Annotated in this window: 6 protein-coding genes and 1 pseudogene; 5 read left to right on the plus strand and 2 right to left on the minus strand. The window is 70.4% G+C overall.

The features are described from left to right. Nucleotides 1-11 precede the first annotated feature (11 nt). Complete coding sequence (locus tag ICC28_RS33185; protein ID WP_188292503.1) at nucleotides 12-2594, minus strand: DUF262 domain-containing protein; 2583 nt, start codon at nucleotides 2592-2594, stop codon at nucleotides 12-14. 349 nt (nucleotides 2595-2943) lie between these two features. Here ICC28_RS33185 and ICC28_RS33190 point away from each other — a divergent pair, with 349 nt between their 5' ends. Further along, nucleotides 2944-5013, plus strand: coding sequence for an N-6 DNA methylase (locus tag ICC28_RS33190; RefSeq protein WP_188292504.1), 2070 nt, complete (start codon nucleotides 2944-2946; stop codon nucleotides 5011-5013). A gap of 99 nt (nucleotides 5014-5112) precedes the next feature. Here ICC28_RS33190 and ICC28_RS33195 read toward each other — a convergent pair whose 3' ends face one another. Then, nucleotides 5113-6645, minus strand: a complete 1533-nt coding sequence (locus ICC28_RS33195) for a serine/threonine-protein kinase (RefSeq protein WP_223190195.1) — start codon at nucleotides 6643-6645, stop codon at nucleotides 5113-5115. A 146-nt stretch (nucleotides 6646-6791) separates the two neighbouring features. Here ICC28_RS33195 and ICC28_RS33200 point away from each other — a divergent pair, with 146 nt between their 5' ends. The 4 genes and pseudogenes from ICC28_RS33200 (at nucleotide 6792) to ICC28_RS33215 (ending at nucleotide 16118) form a co-directional block, all read left to right on the plus strand. After that, nucleotides 6792-8420, plus strand: coding sequence for a PD-(D/E)XK nuclease family protein (locus ICC28_RS33200; protein WP_188292506.1), 1629 nt, complete (start codon nucleotides 6792-6794; stop codon nucleotides 8418-8420). A gap of 77 nt (nucleotides 8421-8497) precedes the next feature. Then, complete coding sequence (locus ICC28_RS33205) at nucleotides 8498-9598, plus strand: hypothetical protein (protein WP_188292507.1); 1101 nt, start codon at nucleotides 8498-8500, stop codon at nucleotides 9596-9598. Next, nucleotides 9591-13202: a hypothetical protein gene (locus tag ICC28_RS33210; RefSeq protein ID WP_188292508.1), complete on the plus strand. Its 3612-nt coding sequence runs from the start codon at nucleotides 9591-9593 to the stop codon at nucleotides 13200-13202. Before ICC28_RS33205 ends, ICC28_RS33210 begins: the two co-directional genes overlap by 8 nt. A gap of 80 nt (nucleotides 13203-13282) precedes the next feature. After that, nucleotides 13283-16118: pseudogene (locus ICC28_RS33215) on the plus strand (pPIWI_RE module domain-containing protein). Nucleotides 16119-16272: the final 154 nt, after the last annotated feature.

Genomic DNA, 16272 nt, shown 5'->3' on the forward strand with positions numbered 1-16272 from the left:
ACTGTCGAGTATCAGAGGGTGCCGGGATCCTCGTCCGCCATACGGCGGGCCTCGGCGAGGGCCACCGTATGCGCGAACCACTCCAGCACCGCGCAGATCTCGTCGCTCTGCCCGGCGAAGACCTCTACCGCGAAGGACGGGCGCAGGTCGAGTTTGGCCTCAGCCAGGTCGATGCCCTCGATGTCGTTCAGCCGGGTCATCAGCTCGCGCCGCAGCGGCTCGTCGTCGAACGGGGGATGCCGCTTCAGATACTGGAAAACGACCTCGACCGTGCCGGAGACCGGATAGATCGCCAGGGGCCACAGCGCGCGGGAGCCGGGGGCGCTGCCAAAACGCGCCAATGGGGAACAACTGGTCTCGCTCGCCCGGCCGTAGGCGAGGTTGCCGCCTTGCTGCTCCCAGAAGCGCAGCGCGCCCAGCACGCCGTCGACGGTCTCCTTGGTCTGGTTGTCACGCAGTTGCGTCTCGAAGCGGCCGGCCGCCGCCTGCTGCTCGTCGTCGGCCTGCGGTGACGGCTCAGCCTCCTCGGCCACATCCCTGCCCAGCAGCGCCGCCAGGTCGGCGGTGGTCAGCCGGTGGGAGCGACGGGCCCGGCCGGCGTCGTCGAAGGGGACGCCCTCGGCTTCCAGGCGGGTCCGCGCATCCCCCGACTCCTGGCCGTCCGGCCACCTGAAGCCCGCCGAGACGCGGCCGTCCGCCGTCAGCACCCGGTAGGCGCCGTGCAGGCCCGCTTTGGACGCCAGGTGCTGGCCGACCGGGACAGCATGGGTGCCGATGAGCGCCGCTACATCGCCGTACGTCGTCCATGTCCCGGCCGGCATGGCGAGGAGTGCGGCCCGCAGCTCCTTCCAACCGGACCACTCGTCGTCCCCGGGGGCGGTGCCCGCGACGGGACCGGGCCACAGCCGCACCGCCCGGTCGGCGAGGGCGCCGGCCCGGTCGAGGATCTCCGCCTTCCCCCACCGCTCCCGCCCGGCGATCTCCTGGTTCATCCGCAGAGCGCTGAAGTCCAGGATCTCCTGCTTGCGGCGGAACGGATGGTTCGACAGCCTCGCGTTGTCCGCCGAGAGGGTCAGGTTGCCCAGCGTGTGGACCAGAAGGGCGTGGAGTTCCTCCGGACCCTGTCCGTCCTCGGTCTCCTCGGCGAGCAGGTCCAGCCACTGGTGCGCGGGGCTCTGCGGCAGCACGTGCTCAACGGTCAGACGCGCCTTGGTGTAGTCGACTGGTTCGGTGGCTCCGTAGCTCTCCTCCAGCCTGCGCAGCACCTGGAACCGCTGGTTGCTGCGGCCCGCCTTGTAAAAGGGCCGGGTGCGGATGGCCTCGCGGACGGCGTCGTCGTCGGGCCAGACGCGGGCGCCCGTCTTGTTCTTCGACAGGAAGGCTCGTACGGCCTCAGCCGGGTCGTCGTCCTTGTCCATGTCCTTGGGCATCTCCATGAACACCCGGTTGCTGCCCGTGGTGGAGTACCCGGTGAAGAGGCGCCGCACCATGTAGCTCTCGGCGTACGCCAGTGCCCGGGCGGCCTGGTGGGGTGTGGTCTGTCCCTCGTCCACGCGATCGAGCAGGTGAAGCGCAAGCGGGTAGTGGGTCTGGCCGCCCCACCGGGACAGCCTCTCCAGCACTTCGCGCAGGTCCGGGTCGGGCTCCCGCTCGGGTTCCAGAATGCGCATCAGGCGTTCCGCCCGCCGTGCGAGGGAGGCGATCTCGGCCTCCAGGGCCGCCTCATCGGAGCTCAGGGGTTCCAGGCGCTTCTTCTGGTCGCGGTAGATCTCGCTCTGCTTGGCCCGGCTGTTGCCGGCCACCACCAGGTCGAGCCAGACGAGGAGTTCGAGGTTGGCGGGACCGAGCCGTTCCTGCATGGGCAACCAGAGGCTGCGGTACACCGACTCACCCCGGGTCGGCAGGCACATGAAGAGGTAGTTGCGCAGCAGGTCGCTCTGACTGAGTCCGACCCCGGTGTTGTTGATCGACTCGAAGATCCGGTAGACGTTGTCGCCCTCCGCCGCGGTGATCTCCACGATCGACAGCAGTCCGCTGAGCACGGTCTCCACCGCGTCCGTCCACGCCTCACCGCCATTCTCCTCGCCCTCGGCGAGGACGCCCAGGAAGAACCGGTAGGCGGCGCCCACGTTGCCGGGGCCACCGGCCCTGGGTGAGCTCTCGACGCAGGCGGTGAAGGCCTCGCGGTCCGCCTGCGTCGGCAGCAGGCGGTAGTGGTCGTTGCCGCTTCGGTACTTGTTGACCAGCACGAGGTCGTGGATGCGCTCGGCCTTCTGCTCCGAGCCACGTTCCCGGTGGCGGTCACGCAGGGCGGTGAAGGCGAGCATGAGGGTGGTGAGCCGCTGCTGGCCGTCGACGACGAGCCAGCGCTGCATGCCGCCCGCGGTGATCCGGCCCGGCGCCAGCACGACGGAGCCGAGGAAATGCGCTGCGGGAACGCGTCCCTCCAACTGCTCGTCCACCAGCTCCTGCACGTCGTCCCAGAGTTGCTGCAGCTCCTCCCGCTGCCAGCTGTAAGTCCGCTGGTAGAGCGGCACCTGGTACTGCTTCTCGCCCTGGACGAGCTCGTTGAACGTGGTTTCCTGAGCGTGCACGCGTGTCTTTCCCCCAACCGAGTCCCGGACGACCCATATTCCCCTATGGGCGCGGAGCTGTCCTCTGCCCTGACTCGATCAGTAGCGGCTCAGGTCGATCAGTCATGCCGACGATCGACTGCAGCCCGCCTCTGTCTGCTCTTCCCGGTGTCTGTAAGGCTTCGATGGGGCCTTGTGGGAGCCGTTGTGGGGGTCTCAGCTGGCTTGGTCCAGGGTTTCGCGAGGACTTCGACGGTCACCGATGCGTCCGTAAACTGAGTCAAACTACACATGGCCCCGTGCGCTACGTGTCGGTAGCGTAGGCCGGGCCCCCACACAGCAGGTCTGTGCCCCTCCCTGAAAGAGTCCGATGCCCGAGTCCGCAGAGTCCGCCGCCATCTCCGTGCCCCTCGCCGAAGTCGCGCGTATCGCGGGTGTGGGGCGCGCCGCGGTCAGCAACTGGCGGCGGCGCCACGAGACCTTCCCCGCACCAGTGGGAGGCACGGACGCGAGCCCCCTGTTCTCGCTGGCGGAGGTCGAGGCGTGGCTGCACCGGGAAGGAAAACTGAAGGCCGCCGTGGGACCGCTGGAACGTTTGTGGCCGGAGTACGAGGCACTGGGCGACCGGGATGCGATGGGACTCCTCGTCGCGGAGGTGGGTCTGCGGATGCACGGGGAGCCCTCCGAGCCGAAGGACAGCGATCAAGCCACCACGTCGGCGCTCGGCGCGGGGCAGTCCGGTCTTGACGAGCGGCAGTCCGCTCTCTTGGAACGCACCCTGCACCTGGCCGAGGGCAAAGGCGCTGCCGAGACCTTCGGTTTCCTTCTGGAGCGGTGGCTGCGTACCCACGTACGGCAGATCGCCGTCACTCCCCCGCCACTCGCGGACCTCATGGCGGAGATCGCTTCGGCGGTCCATGAGGAAGAGGTACGGGTCGTTCTCGATCCTGCGTGCGGCACGGGGTCCCTGCTACTGGCGGCGGGACGGCGATGGGACGGCTCGGGACTGGCCGAGCTGCGGGGACAGGACAGCGACCCGGTGCTCGCCTCCCTGACGCGAGCACGGCTGGCCGCCACCGGATACACGGGGCCGGCCCTGCCGGAGGTCACGGTGACAGCCGCCGACACCCTGCGCGCCGGTGCTCAGGCGGATGTACAGGCCGACGTGATCCTGTGCAACCCGCCCTCGAACGAGCGGGACTGGGGGCATGCGGAACTCGCGACGGACCCGCGCTGGGTGTTCGGTCAGCCGCCGCGCACGGAATCCGAACTGGCCTGGGTCCAGCACATCGCCGCCGCGCTGGCCCCCGAAGGGGTCGGGGTCGTGGTGCTGCCGCCCGCGGTCGCGGCGCGGCGGGCGGGTCGGCGTATCCGGGCCGGCCTGCTGCGCGCCGGTGTACTGCGGACCGTGATCGCCCTGCCGCCCGGCGCCGCACCTCCGCACGGGGTGGGCCTCCATCTGTGGGTACTGCGGGCAGCGGGTACCGGCGGGGAACCCGGGGCCTCCCCGGGCGAGGTGACCCTGGTGGACACCGTGGCCGGGCAGATCGGCACCGGAAGCGGGAGCGGTGGAACCGGTGGCAGCAATGTCGACTGGAAGCGGATCACGGAACAGGCAGTTAAGGCCCTCCGGGGATCGGGCGGGCCGGGAAGCATGAGGGTTCCGGTCATCGATCTGTTGGACGAGGCGGTGGACCTCACACCGGCTCGGCACATTCCGCGCAGCCGCACCGCGGACCTCGTCGACATGAGACGGTCCTGGGCCCTGTTCGACGCCCATGCGAGTGCACTCCAGGACGCGGCAGGCGTGCTGTCGGCCCTGGAACCGGTCGAAGCCAGCGACATCGCGCCGCTGATCACCGTCGCCGAACTGGAACGGGCCGGGGCGCTGGAGATCCGTGGCGGGCAGACGCTGCCCGAGGCGGAAGTGGAGCGCGGCGTGCGTCCGGTGGACGGAGTACGGGTGCTGACCGGTCTTCGTCGACCCGGGGGCCCTGAGCTCTGGCTGCCGGCGGCGGAAGTGGCGCGGGGTGAGAAGAGCGGTGCGCTGACCGTCACCGCTTCGCAGGATGTGGTCCTGTCGGTGCTGGCGCGGGACTTCGACGTCCATGTGGACACTGAGGCTCCGTCGGTTCTCGGGCCGCAGCTCTGCGTTCTGCGCGTGGACCCTTCGGTCCTCGATCCCTGGTTTCTGGCGGGCTGCCTGCGGGCTCCCGACAATGCCCGTCAGGCGGGCACCCACGCGTCCACCACGTCCCGTGTGGACGTGCGGCGGCTGCGGGTGCCCCGGTTCTCCCTGGAGGAGCAACGGCGGTACGGCGAGATCTACCGGAGGATCACGACGTTCGAGAGGGAACTCCAGGGGATTCGCCAGGTGGGAGGCGAACTCGTCCGCTCGCTCGGTGATCTGTTGGCCCACGGCGGGTTGCCGCGCACCTGATCGCCGTACCCGGTTCTGCCACTGTCCCCCAGCCGGGCCGCCGCACCTGGCTCGTCCGCCGCCACTGGTCAGCGGGCCAGTCGCGACTGCCGGAGGTCCCTACAGCTCGGCCAGGCGGCGGACCAGGGAAGAGACCTCGGCTCCGAAGCCGCGCTCGCTCAGTTCGAGTGCGACCTCACGGCACCGTTCGACCAGGTGAGTCGGAGGCGAGGTGAGACCAAGCGTCTCCGACGCGGTCCGGCGCCATTCCTCGAGCGCGGTCCGCAGGTCGCCCTCGGGGATCCGGCATTCCGCCACGCCGAGCCGCGCCTCCAGCGTCAGCGTGCCGTGGCGGGGCAGCTGCCGCCCGTTGCCAAGCGTGGCCACCTTCTCGTAGAGCTCCCTGGCACGGCCGGTGCCGCCGTCGAGGCGCGCGGCATCGCCGCACATCAGATGGGCCTCCGCAACGGCGGGTTCCTCGAGCCCCCACTCGGACACGGCGCGAGCGAGCACCGAAGCAAGCCGTTCGCATTCGGCACCGGGTCCGGTCGCCGCAAGTTCCGCCCTGGCCAGGGCGATCAAGTCGGCGAATTCCCCACGTCCGAGCCAGGGCCCGCGTCGCCGCACGGAACGACGGGAGCCGCCGTGCCGGACACGTTCGGCATGCCCCGCGGGGTCCGCCCACCCCCTCGGCCCGGGGGGCCCGAGGACGGGGCCTGCTCCGCCCAGCCGGTACCGGGCCGTGGGGTCCGGACGCAGCTCCGGGTCGGGTCCGGGGTCACCGGGTGCGGGCAGGTGTCCGCGCAGTACGGCGAGTGCTTCGCCGATGCCTGCCGGACGGTCGGCGGGTGTCTTGCCGAGCAGGTCCCACACGAGGTCGTCGAGGTCCTCGGGAATACCGAGGTTGATGTCCCGGACGCGGGGCGGTAGATCTTCAAGGTGCTGTACGTCCTTGTTCCGGTCCGGCTTGTCCTCAAACGGTTTTTCGCCCGTCAGCAATTCGAACAGCACGCAGCCGAACGCGTAGAGGTCCACCGCGGCGGAGATGTCCTGCTGGCCGCGGAGCTGCTCCGGCGCCATGTAACCGGCGCTGCCGGGGGTGGCACCGAGCGCCGTGTAGCGCGTGGCGTCAGGGTCGGTCAGGTGGGCGATACCGAAGTCGAGCAGCTTCGCCGTTCCGTCGTCGGCGGCGATCACCACATTGCCGGGCTTAAGGTCCCGGTGCACCACACCATTGGTGTGGGCGTGGCCGAGGGCCTCGGCGATCTGGACGGCAACCGCGACGGCCGCGCCGAAGGGGAACGGGCGCCGCAGATCGAGGAGTTCGCGCAGGCTGAGCCCGTCGACGTACTCCATGACGAAGTACGGCTCCTCCTGGTGGTAACCGCGATGCAGCAGACGCGGGATGGCGGAGTGGTCCAGCTCTTCGAGGACCGCTCCCTCGCGCTCGAACCGCTTCAGCAGTTCGACACGGCGCCGCGCGCGCTCGGCCGGGGTGAACCGCCCCTGCGTGTAGGCGTCGAGGCGCAGCACCTTTACCGCGACGAGCCGCTCCGTGGCGGTTTCCGTCGCCGTCCAGATGCTTCCCATGCCCCCTTGATCGAGCGCTTCTTCGATACAGAAGCGGCCGTCGAGGACTTCCCCGGATTCCATCCGTACCCCCGGCTCACCACGGCTCTCTGCCGCACCCACGATAGCGGTTCACAGGAGCAGAACAACAAAGCGCCTTGACTTAGTTCACAGACATACGCTCTCCTGAAGGTGGCCGCCTTCCTCAACTCCGTCGCGAAGGGAACGTCGTGACGCTCCATCCGCTCCCACCTGGCACCGATGGCAACACCAGGCTCATCCGCACCTCGCTGCCGCTGCTGCGGGAGGATCCGCAGGACTGCCCCCGGGGCAACGCCCTGCGGGCGCGGCCGTTCGTCCGGCAGGTGCCGGAACGGCCGCGCCGCAAGCCCGTCGAGGACTTCGCACTCGGTCCCGTCATGTACACCCTGGACCTCATCGAGTACGACGAGGTGGATCCGGAGACAGCACTGCGGCGGCTCCACAGCAGCACGAAATGGCATGCCTCGCACGCCATTTGGGCCGAAATGGCCGTGCGAAACTACCTGACGGCACGTGAGCTGTCCGAAACCGGCCGCCGCGCGCACGGGCGCCCCGCAACGATCGCCGTCCGCGCTCAGTGGACTGCCATCACCCAGAGGGACACGCCCGACGACCGGGGAGCGACGCGGTACGAACGCACCGCCTGGGGAAGGCGGTACGCGTCCGCCGACGGTTCGGAGCGCGAACTGTGGCTGTTGTCCGTGAACTCCGTCAAAAAAGATCGCCTCGCAGCCGAGATCGCCGAAGCGGCGGCCGTCACCGCCGACGGCGTTCCCTCACGGGCCGCATTCGGTGACATCCATCGCCCCGCAGCGGGCGGCACCGCCCGTCCACGGCAGGTCCGGGTGATCGGCGTCGGCTGCGGGGCCGGCGATCACAAGGTGCTCGCGGACTGGGACACCGACCGCACGGCACATGAGTTCGCACGGCATGCCAAGCCCGTGCTGGCCCGCGTGGTCGCGGACGACCGGCTCAGCCCCGGTTCGGGGTGCGAGCGGTGCGAGGCCCTGTCGGGCTGCTCCGGGCCACCCCGGGCGGCCGGGCTGCTGGGAGTGCCGGGACCGCGGCGTCCGCGCAAGCGCCGATCGGTCTCGGCCACCGATCTTCGAGTCCATGCCCGCTGCCCGGCACTGTTCCACCTCACCCGGGTACTGCACCTGCGGTCCGGCGAACCGGAGAGCGAGCCCATCCGCAGGGGGCGGGCGGTCGACGACTGGCTCAACGAGCGGCACAAGCAGGGCAGCTGCCGCGGAGCCACCCTGCCGGACGCGCTTCCGGGGCTGTCCGAGGCCGAACAGCCCACCGCTCTCGCCATGCTCGGCCAGCACATGCTCGACTGCCCGCTGGACGGCCTGACGCCCGGCGAAACCGTGCGGGTGCAACCGCGTCTGACCGCGTACGACCCCGAACTGGACGTGGTCCTCATCGCCGACCCTGATCTCCTCTACACCCGCTCCGGCGGCTGGATCTGGCACGAGACGAAGACGGCAGCCCGGCGTCCCTGGGAGGGACGGGAGCTGATGGAGACGTACCCGCAACTCCCCTTCGCGGTTCTACTGATGGCGGCGGGCGTGCCCGGTGGAGATCCGCGCCGGTCACTGATCGAACTGGAACTGCTGTACGGGGACGGGTCGGGCTGCGAGGAGATCGACCCCGGCGACCCCGACACCCAGGCCGAGGCACGCCGGATCATCGCCGACCTGGCGGGTCCCTGGGCCGTCGACGAGACGTACGCGCCGACAACGGGGGACCACTGCGCGGGCTGCGAGATGCTCCTGCACTGTGCCGCCGGACGCGCCCACCTGAAGGCCGGGTGAGCACAGTGCCCGAAAGCGCACGTGATGCCCTGCCCTCCCCTGCCGTCGACTGGTCCGCGCACCATGGCATCCCTCTGATGCGCACGTTGGCCTCGGCCCTGACCGCGCTCGACGCCGCGACCGGGCTCGAAGCCTTCACCCTGCCGTATGCGCCCGAGGTCCAGCGCGCCCTGGACCGGACCGTGCTCGCCTGTCTGGAGCGGGGCGCAGAGCCTCCGGTGAGCCTCCCCGACCTACTGTCATGGTGCCGGGAACGTCCCGTTGCCGACTGGCCGGTCGTCCTTCCCGCCGACGCCGTGGGCCCCGGGGACCTGCTGCTGGACCCGGACTCCTCACGGCCGACCGAGCTGTGTCACGAATGGGCCGAGCAGACGCAGGACAGCGCCCTCGCCCTGCGCGACCGGGAGATCATCCGGGCCGCACTGCGGCTGTGCCACGAACACGGCGAGGAGGACGCGTACACCGAGTTCCGGCGGCTGCTGGTCACCCGGCCGGTACTCACCGCGGCCGAGGAGTTCGCGGTCTCGATGGATCACGTCCTCGACCCGGTCAAAGAGCTGCTGCGGCGTATCTACCAGCCCGTCCCTGAGAGCTACCTGCGCAATGACGGCTACGCGGTCTGCGGCCGCTGCCTCACCCTGCTGACCCCACTGCACGGCGGCGGCTGGTGGTGCGAGCGAGACCGCTGCCGCCGCCTCGGCCCGCCGCCGGTGGGGCACCGCATCCTCAAGGAGGAGGCCGGCGGGCTGCTCCAGCTCGAACGGCCGCTGCGCCAGTTCGTCACCGGCCCGGGACGGGCCGAAGTGGAGCTGGAGGTGCGGCTGTCGGCGCTCGGGCTGCGGGTACGGATGTGGCCTGCGTACGACGCATACGACGTGCACGTCACCTTCCCCGACGGCTGGGTGTGGGCGGTCGACGTGAAGGACTGGGCACATCCCGCCTTCCTCGGCCGGGCCGCACGTCCCGTTCCGCCCGAGCCCCCGTACGACGAGGCGTTCTGGGTGGTGCCCCAGGCCCGCGTGGACGACCGGCCCGGCTATCTCGCCTCGTACGAGCGCAACCGCCCCGCGGCGGCCCGGAACCTGCCACTGCTCACCGACACCGAACTGATCGCCCGCGCCCGAACCCGCATGCGGGGAAGCCGGCCCGGCGGACGGCAGGAGGCTCCCGATGCGTGACCGCGACAGCTGGCACAAACCGGTCAGCAGGGAGCTCACCCGACTGTGGGCCGACGTGCCCCCCGAACTATCCGGGGTGAAGCCCGCTCTACTCTGCCAGGTCGAACTGGCGCTCCGGCTTCTGGAGCGCCTCGCGCCGGAAGAACCTGCCCACGGGGCGTATGCGCTCTTCGGCGGCTATCCCTTCGCACGGGCCCGCGGTATCGCGGTGACCACCGAACACGAGGTGATGCTCGCCGCCGGTCGCCATCTGCTGTGGACGTTGCGGCGTCGCCGTACCTGGCGGCAGGCCCTGGAAACGTATGCGGCGCTGCCCGAGCGGCTGCGCGCCTACACCGTCCCCGCGGGCGACGCCCCGGCACGACGATGCGATCCAGCCGTCGCCTCCGACCGAACCGCTGTGTATGACGCTGCGCTCGCCGTACTCCCCCCGCTTGCCCGCAAGGAGTTGCCGATCGCGCCCGCCGGGCGGGCCACCATCATCGACCGGCGGCGCCCCGTCTCGGTCACCCTTCCCGAACGGCTGCGGCTCGATCCGGTACCGGGTCACAACCCCGGGGCCGGGCGTCCGGGGGGCGGCGCGCCGATCACCCTGACCAGGGCGGACCTCCTGAAGACCGCGCGCTGGATGGACCGGGTGGAGCGGGAGGAGGAGGTCGACAACCCTGGACACTGGGAGAGCCGACTCACCGAACTCCACATAGCGCCGAGGGACGCGGACGGGCTCGGTTTCTCCGAGGACGGTGGCCTGCGGCTGGACGGGCTGCTGCATCTCGCGGGCATGGTCGGCGCGGGCAAGTCGACGCTGATGACGCTGATCGCCGTATGGGGCGCCCGGCAGGAGCCGGCGCTGCGGACGACGCTCGTCGTCGGCGATGTGGCGGAGCAGCTCAGACTCAGTGCGCTGCTGCGCGACCTCGGGCTCGACGCGACTCCGGTCCTGGGGCTCACCACACGTGAGACGCATGTGCAGCGGCTGCACCGCAGACTGGCCTCCCGTGGCCTGACCAACCTGCTGGATCACGACGCGCCGGGCTTCGACGACCTGAGCACGGTATGCGTGGTGGACGCCCTTCGCGGCACCGAGGCGGCCCGGCCGCTGCGGTTCGCCGACGCCCCCTGCACCTCGCTGTACCCGGAGAAGCGCCCGGCCGAGAAGGCCGGCAACGAGCCGGCGGGCTCCGTCCCGCTGCCGGACCCCTACCTCCCCGGCCAGAGGGACCGGGCCGCGCAGTCGCGCACACCGGAGGTCAAAGGCACCCCCCACGGATGCCCCCTCTGGTACGCCTGCCCGCGTCACCGCGCGGCCCGCGAACTCGTCGACGCCCGGATTTGGGTGGCCAACCCGGCGAGCCTGGTGCAGACAGCCGCACCGCGGCATCTGGGCGACGAACGGCTGCGCCACCTCGAACTGGCCTGTCTGCGAAGCGACATCATCGTCGTCGACGAGGCCGACTCGGTGCAGATGAAACTCGACGAGATCTTCGCCCCGTCGGCGACACTGGTCTCTCCCGGCCCTGAGTCCTGGCTGGACCAGGTTCAGACGCACCGTATCGAGGAGTTGTCCAGGCAGGGCCGGCTACCGCTCACCGACCAGGAGATCGAGCGCTGGTCCGCCTCTCTGACCGTGGTGCACGCCGCCACGGACCGGCTCTACAAGCTGCTGATCTCCGACGGGGAGCTGCGCGAGTGGGCCGACATCGAGTACTTCAGTCCCTGGACACTCCAGGAGAAGCTGCTGGGCGACTGGTTCAGGCCGGATCTCACACCGGGTGCGCCCGACGGTGTGGCCGATGAGGCGGAACTGTTCGAAGCGTACGAGGACGACGTCCCGGAACCCGAGCCGTCGGGGCCCGATTCCGACGCCCGCCGTCAGGAACTGACCGGCCTCTTCGACGCGTTCCGCGACGACCCGCTGGGCGGCCAGGGACCCTACGGGAACACCACGGACGATCTGGTGCGGCTGGCCCAGGACCTGCTGGCCACGCTGTCCTCGTCGGACACACGCGCCCGCGTCCTGACACTACTGCGCCCCCTACTCGCCGACAGCCCTGCCGCCGTGAGGGCGGAGGACGAATCCTGGCTCGATCTGACCGCCCGACGCCTGGAGTTCATGCTCCTGCTGAGCGCTCTGAACCACCGTCTTGACCGGTTGGTCTTCCTTTGGCCGCAGGTGGAAGCCGCCCTACACCTGGATTCGACGGGCAACGAACTCTCCCGCCGTCCTCCCCTCGACTACGCCCCGCTGGTCCCGGAGGCGCCGATGGGTAACGTCCTGGGCTTCCAGTACTTGCCCGACGACCGGGAACGCGATACGGACGGACGACACAGCGGCACCCTGCGCTTCTTCCGCTGTGCCGGCGTCGGCCGTGAACTGCTGCTCTCGCTGCACGAGGTGGGAGCCGACCCGGGCATCGGGTGCCGGGGACCGCACGTGGTGTTGATGTCCGGCACGAGCTGGGCCGGAACCTCCACCCGCGCCCACGTGCCGGCGCCGGTAGGGGCCGTGCTCAAGCCGTCGCCGCGCTCGATGGAAGCCGTGAGTCAGTCGGTCTTCACCACCCACTTCCTGTACGACGACGAGGGCCGCCCAATGAGCCTGTCGGGCACCCAGCCCAAGGCGAGGCCCGCAGCGGCGCGGGCAATGGCGAGCAGGCTCGGCTCTCCAGGCCGCGGCGGTGCCCCGAGCCCTCTGGAACAGGAACTGGCGAAGATCGCCGACGACCGACGAAGGCGGGCGATCCTGCTGGTCGGCAGCTACAAGGAGGCCAACACCGTCGCGAACGTCCTGCACCTCATGGATCGTTGGCACGGCCGCGTCCGCGTCCTGGCCGCCGACGACGCCGACCTGGACCAGGCGGTACGCGGGGCGGGTCCGGTCCCCGCGGGCACCGAGCGCGCTACTGCGCTGCGTCGCGGCGACCTGGCCGCCTTCGCCGAGGACCGCGGCGCGGAACTCCTCGTCGCCCCGCTCATGGCGGTCGAGCGCGGCCACAACATCCTCAACGCCCAGCGCAACGCCGCCTTCGGCACAGCCCTCTTCCTGGCGCGTCCGCATCCGCGCCCGGACGACCTGACGCTCGCCGTGTTCGCGATCAACGACTGGGCCGCACGTTTCGCCCGCGACGAACCCGGCCTATCCGAGGGCACGTTCGGCAAGCTGGCGGGTGCCGCCGCGCATCTCGACGAGGCCGGGCTCGCGTTCCGGCACGTTGCGCGCGCGGAGTGGCGCAGGCTGCTGTCCCGCCGCTACATCTACTCGCGGCTGTCCGACCAGGAGAAGCGGTCGTTCACCTGGGACCAGCTGGTGACGATCTGGCAGGTCATCGGTCGACTGGTGCGCGGTGGTGTGCCGGCCCGTGTGGTCTTCGTCGACGCCCGCTTCGCTCCGCGCACCGCCGAACTGCTCTCGCCCGGTGCCGTTTCCTCCTCACTGCCACAGGAGGACGGGCTGCTGACCGGGCTGCGCGACGTCCTCGCCCCGTACTTCGGCGAAGGTCCCCTCCCGCCCGACTGCCCCGATCCGGGCGATCCCGCGGTTGCCCGCCTGCTGTACGCGCCGCTCTACACGGCGCTGCGGGACATCACCCATCACACCTCCTGAATGAAAAGGGACGCCTCATGGCTCAGCGCTACGACTCCATCCGCACCGCCTCCTGGCTGCCCGTCTCCCATGACGCCTCGATGACGGGGCGGTACCGCGCTCTGCCCTTTCCGGAGCAGTGGCACGGTCCGCTGCTCGCGCTGTGCAACGCGGGCCGCGACAAGCCGCTGGAGACGGTGCCCACCTTCCGTATGGACCAGGTGATCCAGACGCTCGCCCCGGACGTACTGGTGCGTCCTCGCCTCTCCACGTACCGGGGCGAGAACCCGGATTTCTGGCTGTACGCCCCGGAGGACATCCCGGATCCGCTACCGGCCGGGGCCTTCCGGGCTCTCGTCGGAACCTGGTTGAAGGATCTGCGTCCGGAGCGCGAGTACCGCTCGCTGCTGAGCGAGACCCGCGAGGCGCTCTTCGAGGACCCTCCCGAGTGGCGGGAAGGTGTCGAGGTGGAATTGCTGCGTTGCCCGCCCGCCGCCGGTGGCACGGCCGCCCCGGATCCCCGGCAGTTCCAGCTGACGGCGGACTGGCTGGCCCGGCGGCTCCTCGAACAGCTCGAACCGTACGACTACGGGGCGGGCCGGCTGCGCTTCCGCGCCATGCCTCGCGGGCCCCGCGACCAAGGTGCCGAGTTGGTATCACAGGCGCTGAAACACGAGGGAAGCCGGGGCCCCGAGTGGTTCTCCGTCGTCCTGAACATCACGCTCCAGACGGTGCCCTTCGACCCGCTGCCCCACTTCCACCTGCACACTCACATCCGGCGGTACGCCACCCGGGTGGGCGCCAGGTCCGGGCGGCTCTATCTGCCGTACGGCCGCAGGACCACTGTCCTGCTGCGTCCCCGGGTTCCGTGGCTGCCCGGGGCCCCGGCGAGCGACCGGTTCGCGCTGGCCCGGCTCGCGTGGGACAAGGGCGGCCACGACTGGGTGGGCGGCGGGCCTGCCGGGATGCTGCGTAGCATGTCCCTGAGCGAGTCGTTCCCCGAGGCCGCGTCCATCCTCACCGCCCCGGCCGAATGGCTGGAGGACGGGATGCGGGCCGCGGTCGTCCACAGCACCGCGATGGGGTCGCACGAGGTGGGCACCGGTCTGATGCCCGACCAGCGCTCCCGGATCGTCGAGTGGGCCGAACAGGCACTGCCGGCTCAGCTGCGCCCGGCGCCCGCTCTGGTGCACACGCGCCTGTCCGGTAGTACTCCCGCGAATCCGCGCCGGGAGCCGTCCGATGCGACGCAGAAGGCCATGGAGGAGCGGCAGCGGACGGAGGCACGCAGAAAGGGTGCCGCCTTCGCACTGTGCTGCCTCAGTCCGGACGCGGATCCCGGCGAACTGCCCGTGCTGGACACCAGGTTGTTCTGGCAGACACCCGCAATGCGCGACACCGCAGTGGCCGCGCTGATCGCCCATCTCGGCCTCAAGGGAGACGGAGGGGCACCGGAAGAGGCGGACGCCTACGAGGGCACCGTCGTGCTGGAGTGGCAGACTGCGGAGCTCATGGTGCGGCTGCACTGCCGTAAGCTCACCCGCTCGCTGGGCCACGACCTGGCGCTGCCCGAGGCGTCCTGGCACCCACGTGAAGCGGTGACCACCGCGCTCGGCGTCCGGCGGCGTGAGATGGCGGCCTTCGTCGCGGAAGACCACCCCTCTTCCGTCCCATGCCTCGCCCTGGTGGAGATCGACCGGGCCGCGGACTTCACCTCCCCCGACCACGACGCCAAGTTCGCTGTGCGGCTCGGCTGCGCGGACGCCGGTGTGCTCACCCAGTTCATGGCGGTGCCGAAGAAGGCCAAGGGCTACAACAGCGAGAAGAACAGGAACTTCCGCGCGGCCAAGGCGTGGGACGACGGTATGCGGCAGCTCGGCGTACGGGTCCACCCCGAGCATAGCCTCCGTGAGCAGCTCCCTTCCGGTATGCGGTACGCGGCGGTGTGGATGGTCCGCAAGAACCGCCGCAGCCGTACGCGCTGGGCCGGGCATGTGCCCGTGGCGGTACTCGTCACACCCGAGGCGTCCGGGCACGGCCTGGCCCGGGTGGAGGGCTGGGACGACGAGGCCCGGGCCTGGGTTCCTTATCCGGTGATGCTGCTGCGGCTGACCAGGCGCGCGGAGGTACCGGCCGCAGGCACAGTGCCCGCCCCGCGCGACGGCGGCACACCGGCAGCCACTCGCCGCCCGTCGTGGTGGGCGGACATGGCCGAGCAGCGCCGAGCCACTGAGGAGTGGATGCAGCGGGTTCGCCGCTCCCTGCGCGGTACGCCGACGATGTTGCTGGCCCACGGCCAGAACATGCGCTCGCACTGGACCTGGCTGCAGGACGGCAAGGTGGTGGCCGACAAGTTCCGTGACGGTCACGCGCCCGCCCGTCGCCTCGATCCGGACCTGCGGCTGATTCGGGTACGGACGTCACGCGGGCGGGAAACGCCGCAGTGGTGGGGCGTGAACCCGGACGGGGCGAACGGCCTGGCGGCCCATCTGTGGACAGACCCTACTGCCGCCCCGGAAAAGGCCCGCGTCTTTTGGTCCACCACCCCGAAGGCACGCACGTTCAAGTTGTCGGTGGCCGCTGACAAGCTTGCCCCCCCGTACGAACACCAAAGGAAAGCTGACCATTGACACAGACAAGGCCGCATGGAATCCAGGGCTCGTGGAGTTCACGGTCCTCGGCTGCCACCCCGAGGACGGTGACTCACCCGAGGCTCTGGCTCTCGCAGCGCATCAGCTCCGGCAGGCGCCCGACCTGCCGGATGCGCTGAGCCTGCCTCTGCCCCTGCATCTCGCCGGTCTTGCGCAAGAGTATGTCCTGCCCACCCGAGCCGCAGAGGACGAGGGCCCCCCGTCGGATGCCACGGCCGATGCCCCACCGGATGCCGCTCCAGCCCCGGGGCTGGAGCGGGAACCGGAACCGCACGAGGAGCAGTAGCAGTTGGCCCTGTTCGACGAGACAGCAGCCCCAATATCGCAACCATAGGTCAACTTCATCAACGTTCGTACCGAATCATCCCTTAGCTTCGGGAACCGCACCCCGGAGCTGGGGCTCGCGAGGTCTATGGCTTCACCTGGACGATCGACTCAAT

Origin of the sequence: Streptomyces sp. TRM68416 (assembly GCF_014596915.1) — a bacterium.
Taxonomy (GTDB): Bacteria; Actinomycetota; Actinomycetes; order Streptomycetales; family Streptomycetaceae; genus Streptomyces.